General features: G+C 69.7%; 19 protein-coding genes. 14 read left to right on the top strand and 5 right to left on the bottom strand.

From position 1 onward, the window contains the following. Window positions 1-105 precede the first annotated feature (105 nt). Complete coding sequence (locus AC5JCN_RS21180; RefSeq protein ID WP_495757069.1) at window positions 106-924, top strand: DUF2865 domain-containing protein; 819 nt, start codon at window positions 106-108, stop codon at window positions 922-924. A 7-nt stretch (window positions 925-931) separates the two neighbouring features. Here the strand turns inward: AC5JCN_RS21180 and AC5JCN_RS21175 are convergent, their stop codons facing one another. Then, entirely contained in the window at window positions 932-1447 is a 516-nt protein-coding gene (locus AC5JCN_RS21175; protein WP_495757068.1) for an SRPBCC family protein, read from the bottom strand. A gap of 303 nt (window positions 1448-1750) precedes the next feature. Between AC5JCN_RS21175 and AC5JCN_RS21170 the strand changes: the two genes are divergently transcribed. From AC5JCN_RS21170 to ligD, 3 genes are all read left to right on the top strand, one after another. Beyond that, the gene (locus AC5JCN_RS21170) at window positions 1751-3058 is read left to right on the top strand and encodes a hypothetical protein (RefSeq protein WP_495757067.1); all 1308 of its coding nucleotides are present in this window, start codon (window positions 1751-1753) and stop codon (window positions 3056-3058) included. Window positions 3059-3145: 87 nt separating this feature from the next. Next, a complete protein-coding gene (locus AC5JCN_RS21165) occupies window positions 3146-4276 on the top strand; it encodes an ATP-dependent DNA ligase (RefSeq protein ID WP_495757066.1) in 1131 nt (376 codons plus the stop codon). Next, window positions 4260-5225 carry a non-homologous end-joining DNA ligase gene (gene ligD, locus AC5JCN_RS21160; RefSeq protein ID WP_495757065.1) on the top strand — a complete coding sequence of 322 codons (966 nt, stop codon included), beginning with the start codon at window positions 4260-4262 and terminating at the stop codon, window positions 5223-5225. The genes AC5JCN_RS21165 and ligD overlap by 17 nt, the downstream gene beginning before the upstream one ends. Here the strand turns inward: ligD and AC5JCN_RS21155 are convergent. Further along, window positions 5212-5874: a DNA-3-methyladenine glycosylase gene (locus AC5JCN_RS21155; RefSeq protein ID WP_495757064.1), complete on the bottom strand. Its 663-nt coding sequence runs from the start codon at window positions 5872-5874 to the stop codon at window positions 5212-5214. The genes ligD and AC5JCN_RS21155 overlap by 14 nt on opposite strands. Between AC5JCN_RS21155 and AC5JCN_RS21150 the strand changes: the two genes are divergently transcribed. Both AC5JCN_RS21150 and AC5JCN_RS21145 read left to right on the top strand, forming a co-directional pair. Then, window positions 5873-6679, top strand: a complete 807-nt coding sequence (locus AC5JCN_RS21150; protein WP_495757063.1) for an endonuclease/exonuclease/phosphatase family protein — start codon at window positions 5873-5875, stop codon at window positions 6677-6679. The genes AC5JCN_RS21155 and AC5JCN_RS21150 overlap by 2 nt on opposite strands. A gap of 24 nt (window positions 6680-6703) precedes the next feature. Beyond that, window positions 6704-7729 carry a lysylphosphatidylglycerol synthase domain-containing protein gene (locus tag AC5JCN_RS21145; protein WP_495757062.1) on the top strand — a complete coding sequence of 342 codons (1026 nt, stop codon included), beginning with the start codon at window positions 6704-6706 and terminating at the stop codon, window positions 7727-7729. On the opposite strand, the gene AC5JCN_RS21140 is transcribed toward AC5JCN_RS21145, so the two are convergent. From AC5JCN_RS21140 to AC5JCN_RS21130, 3 genes are all read right to left on the bottom strand, one after another. Continuing rightward, the gene (locus AC5JCN_RS21140) at window positions 7659-9191 is read right to left on the bottom strand and encodes a phospholipase D-like domain-containing protein (protein WP_495757061.1); all 1533 of its coding nucleotides are present in this window, start codon (window positions 9189-9191) and stop codon (window positions 7659-7661) included. The two genes, AC5JCN_RS21145 and AC5JCN_RS21140, sit on opposite strands and share 71 nt — an antisense overlap. Before the next feature lie 255 nt (window positions 9192-9446). After that, window positions 9447-10382, bottom strand: coding sequence for an N-carbamoyl-D-amino-acid hydrolase (locus AC5JCN_RS21135; RefSeq protein ID WP_495757060.1), 936 nt, complete (start codon window positions 10380-10382; stop codon window positions 9447-9449). A 90-nt stretch (window positions 10383-10472) separates the two neighbouring features. Continuing rightward, the gene (locus tag AC5JCN_RS21130) at window positions 10473-11189 is read right to left on the bottom strand and encodes a GntR family transcriptional regulator (protein WP_495757059.1); all 717 of its coding nucleotides are present in this window, start codon (window positions 11187-11189) and stop codon (window positions 10473-10475) included. 187 nt (window positions 11190-11376) lie between these two features. Between AC5JCN_RS21130 and AC5JCN_RS21125 the strand changes: the two genes are divergently transcribed. The 8 genes from AC5JCN_RS21125 (at window position 11377) to AC5JCN_RS21090 (ending at window position 19885) form a co-directional block, all read left to right on the top strand. Further along, window positions 11377-12405: a sugar ABC transporter substrate-binding protein gene (locus AC5JCN_RS21125; protein WP_495757058.1), complete on the top strand. Its 1029-nt coding sequence runs from the start codon at window positions 11377-11379 to the stop codon at window positions 12403-12405. Window positions 12406-12513: 108 nt separating this feature from the next. Beyond that, on the top strand, window positions 12514-13485 hold the full coding sequence (locus AC5JCN_RS21120) for an ABC transporter permease (RefSeq protein WP_495757057.1): 972 nt from the start codon (window positions 12514-12516) through the stop codon (window positions 13483-13485). Beyond that, window positions 13482-14453: an ABC transporter permease gene (locus tag AC5JCN_RS21115; RefSeq protein WP_495757056.1), complete on the top strand. Its 972-nt coding sequence runs from the start codon at window positions 13482-13484 to the stop codon at window positions 14451-14453. Before AC5JCN_RS21120 ends, AC5JCN_RS21115 begins: the two co-directional genes overlap by 4 nt. Next, window positions 14453-15970 carry a sugar ABC transporter ATP-binding protein gene (locus AC5JCN_RS21110; protein WP_495757055.1) on the top strand — a complete coding sequence of 506 codons (1518 nt, stop codon included), beginning with the start codon at window positions 14453-14455 and terminating at the stop codon, window positions 15968-15970. The genes AC5JCN_RS21115 and AC5JCN_RS21110 overlap by 1 nt, the downstream gene beginning before the upstream one ends. 303 nt (window positions 15971-16273) lie before the next feature. Next, window positions 16274-17545, top strand: a complete 1272-nt coding sequence (locus AC5JCN_RS21105) for an ABC transporter substrate-binding protein (RefSeq protein WP_495757054.1) — start codon at window positions 16274-16276, stop codon at window positions 17543-17545. Window positions 17546-17595: 50 nt separating this feature from the next. Beyond that, window positions 17596-18315 carry an ABC transporter ATP-binding protein gene (locus AC5JCN_RS21100; protein WP_495757053.1) on the top strand — a complete coding sequence of 240 codons (720 nt, stop codon included), beginning with the start codon at window positions 17596-17598 and terminating at the stop codon, window positions 18313-18315. Continuing rightward, a complete protein-coding gene (locus AC5JCN_RS21095) occupies window positions 18312-19025 on the top strand; it encodes an ABC transporter ATP-binding protein (RefSeq protein WP_495757052.1) in 714 nt (237 codons plus the stop codon). The genes AC5JCN_RS21100 and AC5JCN_RS21095 overlap by 4 nt, the downstream gene beginning before the upstream one ends. After that, entirely contained in the window at window positions 19022-19885 is an 864-nt protein-coding gene (locus tag AC5JCN_RS21090; protein ID WP_495757051.1) for a branched-chain amino acid ABC transporter permease, read from the top strand. Before AC5JCN_RS21095 ends, AC5JCN_RS21090 begins: the two co-directional genes overlap by 4 nt. Window positions 19886-19891 lie beyond the last annotated feature (6 nt).

The raw sequence follows: 19891 nt of genomic DNA, 5'->3' as shown, positions 1-19891 counted from the left end.
AAGCCGGTTTTGCTTCGGGTAAGGCTAAGCCGCGTTAAAAATTGAGTGTGAACCGGCCCCATGGGATGAGCGTCGCCCGACACCGGACGACACGGAGCCGACCACGTGCCGCGCCTGCCGAAAGCCTGCCTCGCCACCTGCGTCGCCGCCGTCCTCTCGGCGATGATGCCGGCCCCCGCCTCGGCGGGCTTTTTCGAGATGCTGTTCGGCGCGCCGTCCGGGCCCCGCGCCGCCGCTCCGCCGGCGTTGGAGACCGCTCCTCGCCAGCCTGCGGCTGCGTCGCCGCGCAAGGGGACGGGCGGCCAGGCCTACTGCGTGCGCGAGTGCGACGGCTTCTTCTTCCCGATGCCGGGCGGCGCCACGGCCCAGCTGAGCCCGCAGGCGCTCTGCGACGGGATGTGCGCGGGCAGCGTGGTGTACCGCCTGTCGCGGCGCGGCCCGAACGAGGGTGTCGACGAGGCCCGCAGCCCGACGGGGTCGCGCTACGGCGATCTTGCCACCGCCTATTCCTACCGGACGGCCGTGACGCCGGCCTGCGGCTGCGGGTCAGGGATCCGGCAGGACTGGGCACTGCGCGCCCTGGAGGATCCCACCCTGCGCCGGGGCGACGTCGTGGTCTCCGACCAGGCCGCCTTCGTCTTCCGCGGCGACGGGAAGCGCGGGCCGACCACGGCGGATTTCGTCGATCTCAGGAGCCCCGGTGCCACGCCGCCTGCGCTGCTGGCGCAGGCAGACAGGGTGCTCGGCTTCAGCTTCCAGGCGGAGGTGGCGCGCCGAGGCGCGCTGGAACGGGTGAAGGTCGCCGACCGCTCCCTCGAGATCACCGTCACGGCAACACCGAAGAAGCGCACGGAGCAGGCGGCCGGATCCGGTACCGCCACCGGGCCGAGGGTGATCCTGGAGGCGCCCTACACGCCTCGGTGAGCCCGGGTCAGGACTTGAACACCTTGCCGAGCCAGCCCTTCTTCTCCGCGGGGGCGGCTGTATCGGCGGTTTCCTCGCCCGGACCGGCGACGACCTTGCCGAACTTCTCGAAGAACTCGCCCGCGAGCTTCTTGGCGGTGGCGTCGATGAGGCGGCCGCCGAGCTGCGCGATCTTCCCTCCGATCTGCGCATTGACCGTGTAGTCGAGGATGGTGGCGGCGTCGCCTTCCGGCGTCAGCTTCACCTTGGCCCCGCCCTTGGCGAAGCCGGCCGCGCCACCCGAGCCCTCGCCTGAGATCGTGTAGCCATTGGGCGGGTCGAGATCGGAGAGCGTCACCTTCCCGGAGAAGGACGCCTTCACCGGCCCGATCTTGAGGGTCACCTTCGCCTGCAGCTCGGTGTCGGACAGCTTCTCGACGGTATCGCACCCGGGGATGCACTGGCGCAGCACCTCGGGATCGTTCAAGCCGGCCCAGACGACTTCGCGCGGCGCCTCGATACGCTGGGTGCCCGACATGTCCATGGTGGTCCTCCTCGGATCGTTCTTCCCGGGGTCGTTTCTGCCGCCGCGACGGGCGCGGGTGTCCCGGCCTTGGCGAGGTCAGGAGACGCCTTCTCGTCCGGCGTGCGGCGCGGCTTGTCAAGCCCGGCACTCGAAGGGTGGATCCGGCGCCCGTCCCCGTGCCCGGCGCATTCGCTCTCCCCTGTGGCAGGGGTGCCGTGGTACAAGCCGCTAAACAACCTCTGGTTTACCATGCTGCGATCCCTCGCCGCCGCGGCGGCCCTCCTCGTGACCGCTACGGCAGCCTCGGCCCAAAGCGGGCCCATGGTGCTCCCGGTCCCCGGCGCGCAATCCGGCGGCGCAGCCGCCAAGCAGGCAAAGCCTGTGTTCCCGATGCCGATGGGCGCCATCGGCCCCTCGACGCTCGAGCCAGACTGGAAGAAGAAGCAGCAGAAGAAGACCGATCCGGCGGCCATCATCGTGCCGGATGGCGAGATGCCCCCGCCGGCGGACATTCCCGCCGACGTGCCGACCCCCAAGTCGACCCCCGTGCCCATCGGCGCGCAGCCGCCGGCACCTTCGACGCCGGTCGTGCCGGTTCCCAAGACGCCGTCCGAACCCGGCACCGTGCGGGTGATCTATCCCGGTCCCGGCGGCCCGGCCGCCCCCGGCCAGCAGCAGCCGGCGGCCCGGCCGACCATCGCCGAGCAAGCTCCCGCCGCCGTGTCCGTCAAGCCCGCTCCCGTCGAGACGGCGGTTCCCGCCAAGGTGCCTGCTGCTCCAGCGGTTGCTGCTCCCAAGGCGGCGCCAGCGAAGCCGGCACCCGTCGAGACCGCGGTGCCCGCGAAGCCCACGGCCCCTGCCGCCGTGGCGCCTGCCGCGCCTGTGGTCGCGGTGCCCAAGGTTGCTCCGACTGTCCCCGCCAAGATGGCGCCTGTCGAGACGGCCGTGCCGGCGAAGCCCCCGGCTCCTGCCCCCGTCGCGCCCGCGACGCCCGTCGTCGCGGCGCCCAAGGTCGCCCCGGCTGTCCCCGCCAAGCTGGCGCCTGTCGAGACCGCCGTGCCGGCGAAGCCTCCTGCTCCTGCCCAGGTCGTGCCGGCCGCTCCGGTCGTCGCTGTGCCCAAGGTCGCCCCGGCCATCCCGGCCAAGGTGGCTCCGGTCGAGACCGCCGTGCCGGCGAAGCCCCCGGCTCCCCCGGCCGTCACGCCCGCAGCCCCGGTTGTCGCCGTGCCCAAGGTCGCCCCGGCGGTCCCGGCCAAGGCGGCGCCCGTCGAAACAGCCCTGCCGGCCAAGCCCGTGGCTCCCGCCCCCGTCGCGCCAGCGGCACCCGTCGTGGCCGTTCCCAAGGTGGCTCCGGCGGCGGTTCCCGCGGCCCCCGTCATAGCGGCGCCGAAGGTCGAGCCGGCCGCTCCGGTGAAGCCGGCATCGGTAGGGACGGCCGTGCCGGCCCCTGCTGCTCCGGCTGCACCGGTCGTCGCGGCTCCCGCCAAGGTGGCGCCTGTCAGGCCGAGCATCGCGGCGACGGAGCCGCCGGTGCCCGACGACGATCGCGCGCAGAAAATCCAGCGCCGGCTGGACGCGGCCGCGAAGAAATTCGCGACGTCGATCTGCGCGACCCCGTCCTGCCTGTGATCCCAGCCGCGTCCTGACGGAACGCGACGGGCTCTCAGGCGCTTTCCGGAACAGACGGCCGCCGAGGCCGCGTTCCGGAGTACCGCCATGCCGACCGCGCGCCCGCGAGACAGGGAGACGCCCCAGGCCGGGCGTCGCAGCAAACAAGCCGAGCCCGAGGTGCTGGCCCCGATGGAGGCCCGCAGCGAGGACACGCTTCCGTCCGGCGAGGGCTGGCAGTACGAGCCCAAGTGGGACGGTTTCCGTTGCCTCGCTCACATTGCTAGTGACGGTGCAGTGGATCTGCGCGGAAAGTCGGGAAAGCCGCTCGCGCGCTACTTCCCGGACGTCGTCGCCCATCTCGAAACCCTATCGATCGGGCCTTGCACACTCGACGGCGAGCTGGTGATCCCTGTCGGGGAGACGCTGTCCTTCGAGGAGCTGCAGATGCGCCTGCACCCCGCCGAGAGCCGCGTGCGCAAGCTGGCGGCGGCCCATCCTGCCCGCCTCGTCCTCTTCGATTGCCTCGAAGCCGAAGGCAAGACCCTGGTCGCGGAGCCGCTCTCGGCGCGGCGGGCCGCGCTCGAGGCGCTGGTAAGGCGCGTCGGCGCTGATCCGGTGCTGAGGCTCTCGCCGTTCACGCTCGACCGCGCCGAGGCGCAGGGTTGGCTGGACCGCAGCGGCGGAGCGCTGGACGGCGTCGTGGCGAAGCGCCGGGACGGGCCGTACGAGGCCGGCGAGCGGGCGATGGTGAAGGTGAAGCTCGCCCGCACTGCCGACTGTGTCGTGGGCGGGTTCCGGTACGAGAGCGGCGGGCGCCGCGTTGGTTCGCTGCTGCTGGGCCTCTACGACGACGAGGGCCTGCTAAACCATGTCGGCTTCACCTCGGCGATCTCCGCTGCGGACCGACCGGAACTGACACGGCGGCTTGAAGCCCTCGTCGAGGCGCCGGGATTCACCGGGCGCGCACCCGGCGGACCGAGCCGCTGGAGCACGGCGCGCTCCGCCGACTGGCGGCCGCTGCGGCCGGAGCTCGTCGTCGAGGTGCACTACGACCAGGTCACCGCCGACCGTTTCCGGCACGGCACGTCGATCCTGCGCTGGCGGCCGGACAAGCCGCCGCGGACCTGCACGCTGGAGCAGCTCGGACGCGAGGCACGCCCGGGCCTTCTCGTCGGGGCAGTGCTGGACGAGGATCGTGACACGGCGCGGGAGGCGGGCGATGGCAAAGGCAAGTGACGCGATCGAGATTGGCGGCGTCCGGCTGACGAGCCCCGAAAAGGTGCTGTTTCCCGAACAGGGCATCACCAAGCGCGAGCTGGCCGAGTACTATCTCGACGTGGCGCCGCACATGCTGCCGCACGTTGCCGGCCGGCCGATCACGCTGATGCGCTGCCCGACAGGACGCGGAAAGGTGTGCTTCTACCAGCGCCATCCCGGCTCCGGCGTCCCCGCCGAGCTCGTCGAGGTGCCGGTACCGGGCTTCGGCGAGGGGCAGCCTTTCCTGGCCATCCGCGACCAACGCGGGCTGGTTGCGCTGGTCCAGATGGGCGTCCTCGAGATCCATCCCTGGAATTCACGCTCCGACAGGCCGGACCGACCGGACCGCGTGATTTTCGACCTCGATCCCGGCGAGGGTCTCGGCTTCGGTGAGGTGGTCGCCGGTGCGCACGAAGTTCGCGAGCGCTTGGAGAAGCTGGGCCTGAAAAGCTTCGCCAAGACGACCGGCGGCAAGGGCGTGCATATCGTGGCCCCCATCGAGCGGCGCTGCGACTTCGAGCGGGTCAAGGCCTTCGCGCGCGGTTTTGCCGAGGAGATGGCGGCGGCCTCGCCGGACCGCTATCTCACGCGCATGGCGAAGGCCGAGCGGGTCGGGAAGATCCTCATCGACTACCTGCGCAACGACGATACCGCCACGGCGGTGGCCCCGTTCTCCACCCGTGCCCGTCCAGGGGCGCCGGTCTCGACGCCGGTGACGTGGGCGGAACTTACGCCCGGCCTCGACCCCGTCGCCTTCAACGTGCGCACCGTGCCGGATCGCCTGGCGCGGCAGAATGCCGATCCTTGGGCGGGAATGGGCGAACTTCGCCAGCGTCTTCCCTCCTGGCCGGTTTCGGAAAACGGACGCGGCGGCCGCAGGCGGGCCCGTCGTAAGGCAGCGCCCGAGGGCAGCGTCACCCCCGGTTGAGCCTTGCGGGGCCGCTGACGAAGGGGCTGCCGTCGACGATGAAGCGCAGGGGCCTCTCCGCATCCTTGGTGATGCCGATGCGGGTGGTGACGCGCAGCTCCGGCGGGGGCACGCCGTCATCGGCCAGCCAGAGTGGCCCGGGCGCGAGGAGATCCGTCCCGTCCAGACGGCGGTCGATGTCGAGCGCCTGCGCCAGCCGGCCCGGACCGCGTGCGAGGTCGAGGAGCCTGTCCGTCCGCCGGCGGGCCGCCATCAGCGAAAGCCCGGCGAGCGGTTCGAGTGCCCGGATCAGAACGCCGCCGCCCACGCCGTCCTCCTCCGAGGAGACGTTCAGCATCATCGAGACGCCATAGGCGAGATAGACATAGGCGAGGCCCGGCCGGCGGAACATCGTCGCGTTGCGCGCCGTCGGCCCGCGGAAGGCGTGGGAGGCGGCGTCGCCCGGCAGGTAGGCCTCCGTCTCGACGATCCGCCCTGCCATCCGCCCCTCGGGATGGTCGCGCACGACGATCCGGCCGACGAGCGCGCGGGCCATCGCGACCGTATCGGAAGGCAGGCGGGCGAGCGGGGCCGGATCGGCACAGCCGGCGACGATGGAGCTTCCGGCCGCCCCGGCCGTTGTCGCTTCGTCCATTCCCCGACTCGCCATGGCCCGCATCCTCACCTACAACGTCCACCGCTGCCTCGGGATCGACGGCGTCCTCTCTCCGGAGAGGATCGCCGAGGTCATCGCCGTCGCCCAGCCCGACATCGTCCTCCTGCAGGAGCTCGACGTCCGCCGCAAGCGCAGCGGCCGTATCGACCAGGCCGCCGAGATCGCCGCGCATCTCGGCATGCGGCTTCATTTCCATCCGGCGCTCACGGCAATGGAGGAGGAGTATGGCGACGCCATCCTCACCCCCCACCCCTCCCGCCTCGTCAAGGCGGGCGCCCTGCCGGGCCTCGCCGGAAAGAACCTGGAACCGCGCGGAGCTCTGTGGGCCGCGATCCGCATCGCCGGCGCCGAGATCAACGTCGTCTGCACGCATCTCGGCCTGCGCGGCCGCGAGCGCCTGGCGCAGGCCGAGTGTCTGGCCGGCGTGGAATGGGTTGGCTCTCCGCTCTGCCGTGGGCCGGTCGTGCTCGGCGGCGACTTCAACGCCGTTCCGGGTTCGCGCACCTATCGCCGCTTCGCCGGCGCGCTGCGGGACGTCCAGGAGGGGGTGGCCGGATCGCGTCCGGCTGCGACCTTCCCCACCGCGCTTCCCATGCTGCGGCTCGACCACCTCTTCGTCGGCGGCGGACTCGAGGTCGAGCGGACCGCCGTGGTGCGGACGCCTTTGTCCCGCGTGGCATCGGACCACCTGCCGCTGATGGCCGAAGTAAGGGTGACACCGTCCGCCAGCAGGCCCGCCGCGGCCGGGGCGGAGCGGCAGCGCGCCGCACATGGATCGCGCGCCGCCCAGCGGCGTTGACGCCCGGTGGCTGGAGGGCAACGCGTGCAGCAGGTGGTTGGTCGTGCCGAACTGGACAAGGCGGAGCCCGTCGGCCGGGCAGAGAACAAGGGGGGCACATCCGCCAGGACCTGGTGGGGGCGGGCCATCTTCGTCGCCGCGCTCGCACTGTCGGGGTGGCTGATCCACCGCACTCTGAGCGGATACAGCCTCGACGAGATCGTCGCCGCCGTGCGGGCCGTGCCCTGGCCCCGGCTCGCCGGATGCATCGGCTTCACCGTGGCCAGCTACCTTACCCTGACCTTCTTCGACTGGCTGGGCCTGCGCTACATCGGCAAGTCGGTCCCGTGGCGGTCGGCCGCCTTCGCCTCCTTCACGTCGCTTTCCCTCGGTCACACGATCGGTTTCGCCGGGCTGAGCAGCGGCGCGATCCGCTACCGGCTGTATTCGCGATGGGGGCTCACCGTCGAGGAGGTGGCGAAGCTCGTCCTCTTCTGCGGCGTCACCGTGGGCCTCGGTTTGATGGTGCTTGGCGGCATCGCGCTTATGCTGCGGCCGGACCTCGCCGACACCGTCGCTCACCTTTCGAACGGCGGCGCCTTCGCGCTCGGCCTCGCCTGCCTCGCCGGCGCCGCGGCCTACCTCGCCCTCGCTGCGTTCGTCAGGAGGCCGCTGCGGCTCTGGTCGTGGAGCTTCGCCATGCCGGATGTGCGGCTCGCGGCAGCGCAGATCGTCGTCGGCACGGTCAACTTCGCCTTCGTCGCGGCGGCACTGCACCAGGCGCTGATGGCGGTGGCGGATGTGGGCTACACCGAGATCGCCGCCGTCTACGTCATCGCGAACACGGCCACGATGATCACGCACGTCCCCGGAGGGCTGGGCGTGATCGAGAGCGTCGTTCGCTCCTTCGTGCAGGGCCGCGAGGTGATCGGCGGGCTGCTGGTGTTCCGCTGCGTCTACTTCTTCGGCCCGCTCGTCATCGGTGCCGTGCTCTTCGCGGTCAGCGAACTTGCGCGGGGCCGGGTTGCGGCTCCTCCGCCGCGAGCCGCAGAGGCTGGCGCGGCGCACTGAGGGGCCGCTCGGGATCGAGGATGCAGGTGCCGAAGACCGGGCGGGTTGGTCCCTCGTCCGTCATCGCCTTGAACGGGCCCAGCCGGCCGGTCTCATGGGAAAGCCTGTCGAGCGCGAGCACGAGCGAACCCGTCCTCGCCTCCTCCTCCGCCACCTCGTCAGCCTTCATCCCCAGATGCTCCCCGAGCAGCCGGTTGCGCATGTGGGCAATCGCCTCGCGGGCGGCGTCCGTCTCCGCCTCGACGGCGAGGTCTAGCTCGGTATCGAGCCCCATGGAGCGGTTGTTGAGGTTGGACGACCCGACACGGACAAACTCGTCGTCGATCATGATCAGCTTGGAGTGGACCAGCACCTGGTCGCCCCCGGCGAGCGGGTAGAGGGCGCGCAGCCGGCCGTGGCGGTCGTGCTTGCGCAGGCGGCGCAGCAGCCGGTCGCGGTTGTTGCCCATGGCGAAGCGTTCCACGGCACCCCGCGAGTCGCGCGTCATGATCACCACGACCTCCGGCCCGTCCTCGCGGGCCAGCGCCCGGGCCAGCACCCCCGCCACGCGCAGCGAGGTGAGATACTGCGCTTCCAGGAAGATGGTGCGCCGGGCGGCCGCGAGCGAGTCGAGCGTCAGGCGGAGAACCTCGTCGATGCCCTCCTCGCCCTTGATGGCGGGGGCCGTCCGGGCGAGCGCGACGGGGTGGTCGACGATGTCGGCGGGGCAGGCGCTGGGCCAGCCGAGGTCGGCCGGCGGGCACGGCACAAGCGCTTCGCCCGTTCCACGCTGCCAGCGGTCCCGTGCGACGTCCGCCACGGCGCGGGCCGCATCGTGGTCGACGACCATCTGGACGTCGTGCACCGGCCCGTAAGGCGTGCCCTCCGGGCTGACGCGGGCGGGGTCGCGCGGATGATGGCGCCGGTTGTCCCAGCGCCGCACGGTGAGGTCGATGCCGCCGACGAAAGCCAGTGCGTCGTCGACGACCACGATCTTCTGGTGGTGAGCGCCATAGATCGGCTGCGTCTTGTCGAGCTTGAGATGGATCCGCGGATGGCGCTGCCAGTCGGCCCCAAACAGCATCGAATAGGGATCGCTCGGGGCATGCAGGATGGCGATGCTCCACACGAGGATACGGACTTCGAGGTCCGGATTGGCCTCGACCAGTGCACGCAGCAGCTCGCCCACGGGCGGAGATTCGTGCTCGGGCGCGTCCTGTCGCAGGCGGATGCGGCCATCGAAGTCCCAGCCAACGATCATGATTGAGCGCTTGGCCCGGCGCAGGCAGCCTTCAAGGCATGAGAAATAGGCCGAGCCATTGGCGAGCACGCCGATGCGCTTCGCGTCCGCCGTGCGCCAGCAGTTGCGGCCCGGCGCGACGATGCCGAGGCGCGGTCCGTCGGACCCGGACACGCGTGTGGGAATGCCGTCGAGCGGGCCACCCATGTCGGCGTCGGACTCGAGGCGGGGAGACATCGTCATGGAACGCTGCACGTGCGGAACACCCTGTTGCGTCGGAATCGGAGGCAAGGTCCGGCCGTCGGCCGAACTCGCGCAGGAGTTGAACGATGAGGGCGCCCGCCGGGTTCCGGCAGGCGGGATGCAACCCCGCGTCGGGCACGCCGGGGCTGCAGGGGAAATGAGAATGGCGGCGACCGGCCACCCTCCCGGGACGCCGAAACCGACCAGCCGACGGCGGGTCAGCTGGCAGGCTGGACGGGATTCGCGCGCTGGCGCTCAGTCCGGCGGAATGGCGCCCTTGCGCTCGACGATCAGCCGATACTGCGAGGGTTCGCGGTGCTTGGCGAAGTTGAAGATCGTCTCGCGGTAGCGCTTGCCCATGTCGAGGTCGATGCGGGCGGTCACCACCTCGTCGCCCAGTGTCGAGGCCATGGCGACGATCTCGCCGGAGGGCGCGATGATGGCGCTCTGGCCAATCAGCGTTGAGCCCTCCTCCTTGCCGGCCTTCGCCGTTCCCACGACCCAGGTGGCGTTCTGGTAGGCGCCGGCCTGCATGGAGAGGTGGTTGTGGAAGTTGGACAACCCGTCGATGTCGGCGTGCTGCGTGTGGTCGTTGGGCGTGTTGTAGCCCAGCATGACGAGCTCGACCTGCTGCAGCCCCATCACACGGTAAGTCTCCGGCCAGCGCCTGTCGTTGCAGATGCACATGCCGACGACCCCGCCAAAGGCGCGCCAGACGGGGAAGCCGAGATTGCCCGGCTCGAAATAGCGTTTCTCCAGATGCTGGTGCGTGCGGCCGGGCTGCGGCTCGGCATGGCCGGGAAGGTGCACCTTGCGGTACTTGCCGACGATGCGGCCCGCGCGGTCCACGATGATTGCGGTGTTGAAGTGGCGCGTGCGCCCGTCCTCCTGCGTCAGCTCGGCGTAACCGAGGTAGAACCCGACCTCCAGCCGCTTCGCCTCCTCGAAGAGCGGCGCGGTGTCGGGGCCAGGCATCTCCTTCTCGAACCAGCCGTCGATTTCGGCCGCATCTTCCATCACGTAGCGCGGGAAGAAGGTGGTGAGGCAGAGCTCGGGGAAGACGACGAGCTCGGCGCCCCGGGACTTCGCCTCGCGGAGCATGGCGACTAGGCGCGCGACGGCCTGCTTCCGGTTTTCCTCGCGGGCGATCGGGCCCATCTGGGCGGACGCGACGACGAAGCTGCGCGACATGCTGGATCTCCCGTCTCGAGCGGATCGGAGAGCCGAGGCTAGCACGGGGTCAGGCGCGACCGGAGCAGCGATAGACCCCGGAGATAGCGGCTATTCCCGGAAATAGCCCGTGTTGCGCTCCATGAGGTCGCCGAGCAGAGCGAGGATCCGGTCGAGGTGGTAGACGAGCGCGGCGACGGCGCCGTCCGCGTCGCCCCGGTCGAGCGCGTCCAGCACCGCCTCGTGCTCGCGGATGACGACGGGAGGCCGGCCCTCCACATAGGCCAGCCGGTGCACCCGGTCGACGCGGGCCTTGGCCTGCTGCACGGTCGGCCACACGCCTTCCATCCCCGCGCTCACCGAGATGTTGCGATGGAACGCCTCGTCCAGCCTGTGAAAGCCCTCGATGTCGCCGCGCGCCTGGGCCGCGTCCTGCTCGGCCAGGATCTCGCGCGCCCCGGCCGACAGCGCCAGCGTCCAGCGGCTGGACGCCTCTCGAAGCACGGCAGCTTCCAGGGCGCGGCGGACGAAGTGGCTGTCGTTGACCGTGGCGAGCCTGATCGGCGCGACGAAGGTGCCTAGCTGCGGGAACACGTCAATCAGGTCGTCCTTGACGAGCCGGATGATCGCCTCGCGCACGGGCGTCCGCGACACGCCGACATGGCGGCAGATGCGGTTCTCGCTGACGGGGGTCCCCGGCGGCAGCTGCAGGGACACGATGGCGTCCCGCAGCGCCTCGTAGATCTGGTCGCCCACATGCCGGCGCCGGTCGATGCTGATGGCGAAGCTGAGCGGTGGATCGTCCCGGTTCTGGAGCGCCTGTTCCATGCTTGCCGGCCGTGCTGTCGCCCTGCAGCCGCGGCGGGGATGGGTCCCAAAAACGCCGTTGCACCTGGGATACTTGTATACTAGCGTCTTCGACGGTCGCGCAAGGGTGAAGCTGGCGATAGCCGCCGCCGCGCGCCACGGTCCTTCGGGGCCGAGGGGGAAGACGATTTTCAAGGAGGAACGACCCATGAAGCGCACCCGTTCGGCCATGGCGGCGCTCGCCGCAGGCGGCCTGGCGCTCGCAGCGGCCTGCATGCCGGCCGCTGCCGATGAAACCCGCGTGGCGCTGGTCCCCGGCGGCCCACACCCGTACTTCTCGGCCTGGGAGCAAGCCGGCAAGGACGCGATGAAGGACTTCAAGCTCGGCGCCGCCGACTACCGCGTGCCGCAGAAGTGGGAGCTGTCTCAGCAGAACCAGCTGCTGGAGAGCCTGCTCAGCCAGAACTACAACGCCTTCCTGATCTTCCCCGGCGATCCCGTCGGCTCCAACAGCACGACTGCCGAGCTCACCGACAACGGCGCGCCCGTGATCGCGCTCGCCGGCTGCCTGAAGGAGCCGACGAAGGCCGTGTTCTGCTTCGGCACCGACACCGGCAACTCCGCCTATCTCGGCACCAAGGAGCTCCTGAAGGCGCTGGGCGGCAAGGGCCGCATCGCCCACTTCACGGGCTTCCTCGTCGACCCCAACACCCAGCTGCGCATCGACGCCGTCAACAAGGCTGCGAAGGAGGCAGGCGCCGAAGTGGTTCAGGTGATCGCCGACATCGACGCGCCCGAGCCGGCCGAGGAGAAGATCAACGCCTACCTCGCCGCCAACGGCAAGAATGTCGACGGCATCATCACCACGGCCTGGGTGCCGGCGGTGGTCGCCTCGAACGCGCTCCGCAAGATGGGCGACAAGCGCATCAAAATGGTCGGCATCGACCATGACGAGGTGGTGCTGAAGGCTATCAAGGACGGCTTCGTCCATGGCACGATGCTGCAGAACCCCTATGGCCAGGGCTATATCGGCGCCTACGCGATCGACCGGCTGCGCAATGGCTGCTCGGTGAAGGCCGACGCTCCGTTCAAGTCGGTGGCACTGACCAACCGCTTCATCGACAGCGGCACGGTGTTCGCCGGCGCCGGCGACGTCGACAACTACGTCGCCTCCATGCAGAAGATCACGAAGGACATCTTCGCGAACTTCGAGAAGACCTACCTCACCTGCAAGTGAGGATGGCGCCTCCGCGCGGCCGCCACGGCGGTCGGCGCGGGTGATGCGCATGACGATCGGCCTCCGCCATGGCGGGGGCCTTCCTGTCAGGGACGAGAGGCCAGCCGGGTGCGGTTCTTCCTGAGCAACGAATTCGGGCTCGTCGCCATCATCGCGCTGTTTGCGGCGCTGTTCGCGGTGCTGACGCCTGGCTTCACCTCGCCTTTCAACATGTTCACGCTCGGTCGCACCATGGCCGTCGACATCATGATCGGCTTCTCGATGATGGTGGTGATCGTCACCGGCGGGCTCAACCTCGCGGTCGGCGCCATCGGCGTCTGCGCGGCGATGGTGTTCGGCTGGCTGATCGAGCGGGCCGGACTGCCGCTGGTGCTGGCCATCCCCGGCGCGATCGCGTTCGGGGCCCTCCTTGGCGCCCTAAACGGCTTGCTGATCGTGCGATCGGGACTGCACAGCTTCATCATCACGCTGGCCACCATGAGCATCTTCTTCGGAGTGATGGTGTTCCTCACCAAGGCGCAGGCCTTTCGCGAGCTGCCGCCGGAATTCGTCGCCTTCGGCAAGGCGCGCTATTTCGGCTACGTGTCGCCGCTGCTGCTGGTGAGCGTCGCCATGGGCGTGCTGCTGGCGCTGCTGTACCGGTTCACGGCGCTCGGCCGGCGCATGCTGGCGGCGGGAGCCAACCCTGCCGCCGCGGAGCTTTCCGGCGTGCCGGTCGACCGGACCATCGTCACCTGCCACGCGCTTTCGGGCGGCATTGCCGCCGTGGCCGCCCTCATGGTCAGCTCGCGCACGGGAGCGGCGATCCCGTCGATGGCAGGCCATCTCGGCCAGGACTGGCTGCTGCCCGCCTTCCTCGGCCCGGTGCTCGGCGGCACGCTGCTGACCGGCGGGCGCGTCGCGGTGCTCGGCACCTTCCTGGGCGCGGCCCTGGTGACGATGCTCACCAACGGGCTGCTGCAACTGCGCATCGGCGAGTTCTGGGTGCAGGCCTGCCTCGGCCTCGTCCTCTTCGCCGCCGTGCTGATCGACCTCGGCCGCCGCCGCTTCCTCGCCCGGCAGGGGAGCGCCACGGCATGAGTGCACTCCTTACCCGCTGGGCGCGGACCGACTGGTTCGGCCCGCTCGCCATCATCCTCGCAGCCGTGGCCGTCATCGGGACGCTGAAGCCCGCCTTCCTGACGCCGTTCAACATCCAGGTCCTGCTCTCGGCCGTGGCGGTCAACGCCGTGATCGCGCTGTCGCAGATGATCATCATCGGCATCGGCCAGATGAACCTCGCGGTCGGCGCAATCGGCGGGCTGGCCGCCATCAGCTTTGCCGGCATGATGCAGGTGTGGGGCCTGCCGCCGGTTGTTGCCGCCGCGGCCGGGCTCGGCATCGGGCTGCTCGCCGGCCTCTTCAACGGCATCGCCATCGCCTGGACGGGCATCTCCGCCTTCGTCATCACGCTGGCCAGCCTGGCCATGTTCAAGGGCCTGAACCTCGGCATCACCCGCGCCCAGCCTTTCTACGACATCCCCGAAAGCGTGAAAGCGTTCGGCAACACCAGCCTCGGCGGCATCCTGCCCTGGCTGGTCCTCCCCACCGCCATCGTCGTCGTCGCCGTCTGGGTGCTCCTGAACCGGCTGCCGGTCGGGCGCGCCATCCTCGCGGCGGGCGGCAACCCAACCGCTGCCGAACTCTCCGGGCTTTCGTTGAAGGGCGCCACCATCTGGGCCCACGCCATCTCCGGCGTGCTGGCCGCCATGGCGGGGCTGATGCTGGTCGCGCGGCTGCAGCTTGGGCAGCCCTCGATCGGCGACGACTGGCTGATCCTCTCCTTCGCCGCCCCCGTGATCGGCGGGGCGGTGCTGGCGGGAGGCCATGTCAGCGTCGCCGGGACGGTGCTGGGCGTCGTCATCGTCGCCGTGATCACGCAGGCGCTCGTGCTGTTCGAGATCGACCCCTTCGTCGTGCAGATCGTGCTCGGCGGGCTCATCCTGTGGGCTGTCGGCGTCAACCGCCTTCGGGAGGTTCGCATGCAGAAGTCACTGGGGAAGGTGTGATGTCGGCCCCCGTCCTCGAAGGCCGACGCATGGTGAAGACGTTCCCGGGCGTGAAGGCCCTGCAGGACGTCGACTTCACGCTGAAGCCCGGCTCCATCCACGCGCTCCTCGGCGAGAACGGCGCGGGCAAGTCCACGCTCATCAAGATCATCACCGGGGTGCACCGCCCGGATTCCGGCGAGCTGATGCTGGGCGGCAAGCCCGTCCAGTTCGGCAGCACGCGCGAGGCGCTGGCTGCCGGCATCGGCGTCGTGCACCAGGAGCGCAACCTGATCCCTCGTTTCTCGGTGGGCGAGAACATCCTGCTGGAGAAGCTGTCGGAGCACCGCTTCCGGCCGATCGACTATGCGGCGGTGCATGCCGAGGCGCGGCGCTGGCTCGACATGCTGGAGCTCGACCTTGATCCGCGCCTTCCGGTCTCGCAGCTCAGCGTCGCCAAGATGCAGCTCGTCGAGATCGCCAAGGCTCTGTCGCTGCGCTCGCGCGTCCTGCTGCTCGACGAGCCGACCGCGTCGCTGACCCCGCATGAGACCGTGACGCTGTTCCGGCTGCTCGGCAAGCTGCGCGACGACGGGGCGAGCCTCGTCTTCGTCAGCCACAAGCTGGAGGAGGTGCAGGAGATCTGCGACGAGGTGACGGTGCTGCGCGACGGCCGCAACGCCTGCCAGAGCCGTCCCATGCAGGGCCTCGGCCGGCAGGACCTCGTCAAGCTGATGATCGGCCGGACCGAGCAGATCCCCGACTGGCAGGCGCGCGACCGCACGGACCGCCCGCCGGCGCTGGAGCTGCGCGGCGTCTCCACCCCGCTCGGCCACCGCGACATCGACCTCACCCTCCACAAGGGCGAGATCGTCGGCCTCTACGGGCTCGTCGGCGCCGGACGCACCGAGCTCGCCAAGGCGATCCTCGGCCTGTTCCCAGTGAATGGCGGAGAGGTCAGGGTGGCGGGCAAGACTGCCCACATCGCCAGCGTCGCCCAGGCCATCCAGCGCCACGGCATCGGCTATGTCAGCGAGGACCGGAAGCAGGAGGGCCTGATCCTTATGCACTCCGTGCTGGAGAACGCGGGCATCCCCATCTGGAAGCGCCTCGCCAAGGGCTTCAAGCCGCTCACCGACGGCGCGATCCGCCGCGCCGTGGAGCCCTTCATCCGCAAGCTGGAAGTGCGCACGCCCTCGCTGCAGCAGCGCGTCGGCAACCTGTCGGGCGGCAACCAGCAGAAGATCAGCGTCGCCAAGTGGCTCGCCGCCGGTGTCAAGATCCTGATCGTCGACGAGCCGTCGGTGGGCATCGACATCAAGACGAAGGCCTACATCCACGAGCTGCTGCGCCAGCTCTCCGACGAGGGCGCCGCCATCCTCCTGATCACCAGCGACATGCCGGAGATGATCACGCTGGCCGACCGCATCGTCGTGATGGACGGCTACCGCATCAAGGGCGAGCTCGCCAACACGCGCGACTACACGTCCATGAGCGCCGGCATCATGGAGTTCATCCACGCCTCGGAAGCGGCGTAGCGGGCCACCCGTTCGGCCCCTCCACCTGCCATCCTCAGCCGAAGCCGCGGAGCGGTGGAAGGCAACGCGCTCTGGCCGTTGTCATTGTGAAGTAGGCCCTGGGTCCCCTTCCCGCGCCTTTGGCGCGCCGGGGATGACAAAGGCAACATAACCCGATGCTATGAAACTCCGGGCTGATGCGATCAGCAGTGCGGAAAAAGCATAGTAGCATCCGCTTCCGACGATCACGCGAGTCCGCCAGCCCGGAGAGGCTGCGAGGCTCGGGCCCTGCGGGGCCGGAGACGATCCGGAGGGAGGGAATTCATGCTTACCCGTCGCACGCTGCTCAAGTCGGGCGCGGCCGTCGCCGCCGCATCCAGCCTGCCATTGCCCGCCTATGCCAAGAACAAGGTGCTGAAGATCGGCTATGTCAGCCCACAGACCGGGCCGCTCTCGGCCTTCTCGGCAGCCGACAGCTACATGGTCCAGAAATTCCTGGCCGCGGCGCCGGGGCTCGGCATCGATGCTGAGGTCGTGGTCAAGGACAGCCAGTCCAACCCGAACCGCGCCGCCGAAGTGGCGAAGGAACTGATCAGCCGCGACAAGGTGAACCTGCTGCTGGTTGCTTCAACGCCCGAGACCACCAATCCCGTCTGCTCCATCGCCGAGCAGGAAGAGATCCCGGCCATTTCCAGCGTCGCTCCGTGGCAGCCCTGGTTCATCGGCCAGCAGGGCAATCCCGGCGATCCCAAGAGCTGGCAGGCTTTCGAGTACGCCTACCACTTCTTCTGGGGTCTGGAGGACATCATTGGCGTCTTCCTGAATATGTGGAACTCGGTCTCCACCAACAAGAAGATCGGCGCGTTGTGGCCCAATGACAGCGACGGCAACGCCTGGGCCTCGCCCGAGGTCGGCATGCCGCCAGCCCTGAAGAAGGCGGGGTTCCAGCTCACCGATCCCGGCCGCTACCAGAACCTGACCGACGACTTCTCCGCGCAGATCAACGCCTTCAAGCAGGCCGGCTGCGATATCATGACCGGCATTCCGATCCCGCCGGACTTCACGACCTTCTGGACGCAGTCCAAGCAGCAGGGCTTCAACCCGAAGCTGGTTACGGTCGCCAAGGCTCTGCTCTTCCCCGAGAGCGTCGCGGCACTCGGGCCGCTGGGCAACAACCTCACTTCCGAGGTGTGGTGGACGCCGAACCATCCCTTCAAGTCGTCGCTGACGGGCGAGAGCGCGGCCGCGCTGGCCAAGGGGTTCGAGGCATCCGCCAAGCGGCAATGGACGCAGCCGGTCGGCTTCGTCCATGCGCTGTTCGAGGTCGCTGCCGATGCCGTGAAGCGGACGGACGATCCCGCCGATGGCAAGGCCCTCGCCGACGCGATCTCGAAGACGAATCTCGACACGGTCGTCGGCAAGATCCAGTGGGGCCAGGACAACGTCCCGCCTTTCGCCCGCAAGAACGTCAGCAAGACCCCGCTCGTCGGTGGCCAGTGGCGGCGCAAGCCCGACAACACCTTCGATCTCGTCATCGTCGAGAACGGCCTGGCGCCGAACATCCCCCTCGGCGGAAAGCTCGAAACCCTGAACTGATCCTGGACGGCCCCGGCGCACGGCGCCGGGACCCTCCCGGGGAGGCCGGCATGCCGATCCTGTCGCTCGAGCGCGTTTCGAAGTCCTACGGCGCCCTGAAGGTGACGGACGCCGTCAGCTTCGACGTGGAGCCCGGCGAGGCGCTCGGCATCATCGGGCCGAACGGGGCGGGCAAGTCGACGCTGTTCAACCTCATCACCGGCAATGTGAAGCCTGACGAGGGCCGCGTCCGCATTGACGGCAAGGACGTCACCGGCGAGAGCCCGATGCAGCGCTGCGCCTCCGGGGTCGGGCGCTCCTTCCAGATCCCGCAGCCCTTCGGAAATCTGTCCGTCTACGAGAACCTGCTCGTCGCCGCCCGTTTTGGCGGCGGCGTACCGGGTCCGGAGGCACCGGGCTTCTGCTCCGGCATCCTGTCCCGTACCGGGCTGTCGGCGGCGGCGAACAGGCCCGCGGGCGGACTGCCGCTGCTGCAGCGCAAGCGCCTGGAACTGGCGCGCGCCGTGGCGACGAAGCCTCGCCTGATCCTGCTCGACGAGATCGCCGGCGGTCTCACCGATGCCGAGTGCGTCGAACTCGTCGGGACCATCCGGTCCATCCACGCGGAAGGAACCGCGATCATCTGGATCGAACACGTGCTGCACGCGCTCACCTCGGTGGTGGAGCGGCTGATGGTGCTGAACTTCGGGCGGCTGCTGACCATCGGTACGCCGGAGGTGGTCATGGCTTCGCCGGAGGTGCGCGAGATCTACCTGGGGATCGAGGCATGAGCGCGCTTCTCGAGGCCTCCGGCCTCACCGCCCATTACGGCGACTTCCAGGCGCTCTTCGGCGTCGACCTCCGCCTCGATGCCGGAGAGACGGTCGCCATCATCGGCGCGAACGGCGCCGGCAAGTCGACGCTGATGCGGGCCATCACGGGCGTGGCGAAAGTGACCGGGGGCAGCGTGCGGCTGGCCGGCGAGGAGGTCCAGCGCCTGCCGGCGCCCGACATCCTGCAGCGCGGGGTCGCCATGGTGCCGGAAGGCCGGCGCCTGTTCCCGTCCCTCTCGGTGGAGGAAAACCTCCTCATCGGAGCTCATGCGCGCAAGGGCGACGGAGCGTGGACGCTGGAGCGCGTCTTCGACCTGTTCCCCATCCTGCGTGAGCGCCGGCACAACCCGGGCACCGCACTGTCGGGCGGCCAGCAGCAGATGGTGGCCATCGGCCGGGCGCTGATGTCGAACCCGCGCGTGCTCCTGTGCGACGAGCTGAGCCTCGGGCTCGCCCCCGTCGTCATCAAGGAGATCTACGCCGCGGTGCCGCGCATCAAGGCGGGCGGCGCCTCCATGGTCGTCGTGGAGCAGGACATCGGCCAGGCCCTCAAGGTCGCCGACCGTGTCTACTGCATGATGGAGGGCCGGGTGACGCTGACCGGCCGGCCGGGCGACCTTTCGCGGGAGGCGATCCACGACGCCTATTTCGGGGTGGCCCACGCATGATCTGGATCGACACCCTCGTCCAGGGCGTGCTGCTCGGCGGGCTCTACGCCCTGTTCGCGGCGGGGCTGAGCCTCGTCTTCGGCATCATGCGGCTGGTGAACCTCGCCCATGGCGACCTCATCGTCCTCGCTGCATATCTCATTTTGATCATCGCCACCGCGCTGGGGCTGCACCCCTTCGTCGCCGTGCTGCTGGCGGCGCCGCTGATGTTCGCGGCGGGTTGGCTACTGCAGACGCACCTCTTCAACCGCGTGCTCGGCGACGACATCCTTCCGCCGCTGCTCGTGACCTTCGGGCTCTCGGTCGTGATCCAGAACGCGCTGCTGGAGGGCTTCACGGCCGACAGCCGCAAGCTCACGGCCGGCGCCATCGAGTCCGATGCCATTCACCTCGGCCCGGTGACGCTGGGCGTCATGCCGGTCCTGACGCTCGCCTCGGCGATCGCGGTGATCTTCGCGCTCAACCAGCTCTTCTACCGCACCGCGCTGGGTCGGGCCTTCCGCGCCACCTCCGACGACGCTGTCACGGCGCAGCTGATGGGAATCCGGCCGGAGAAGGTGTTCGCCATGGCCACGGGCATCGCCCTCGTCGTCGCGACCATCGCCGCGCTTTACCTCGGCACGCGCGCCAATTTCGACCCGGCCATCGGACCCGCGCGCCTGATCTACGCCTTCGAGGCCGTGATCATCGGCGGGCTCGGGAGCCTGTGGGGGACGCTGGCGGGCGGTATCGTCATCGGCGTGGCACAGGCCGTTGGCGCGGCCATCAATCCGGAATGGCAGATCCTGTCCGGCCACATCGCCTTCGTACTCGTGCTGCTGCTGCGGCCCCGCGGCCTGTTTCCCCGCGCCAACGACTGAGGCCGC

Source organism: Alsobacter sp., assembly GCF_059501845.1.
Note: the sequence above shows the minus strand (reverse complement) of the source record. Positions and strands in the feature narration are given on the sequence as shown.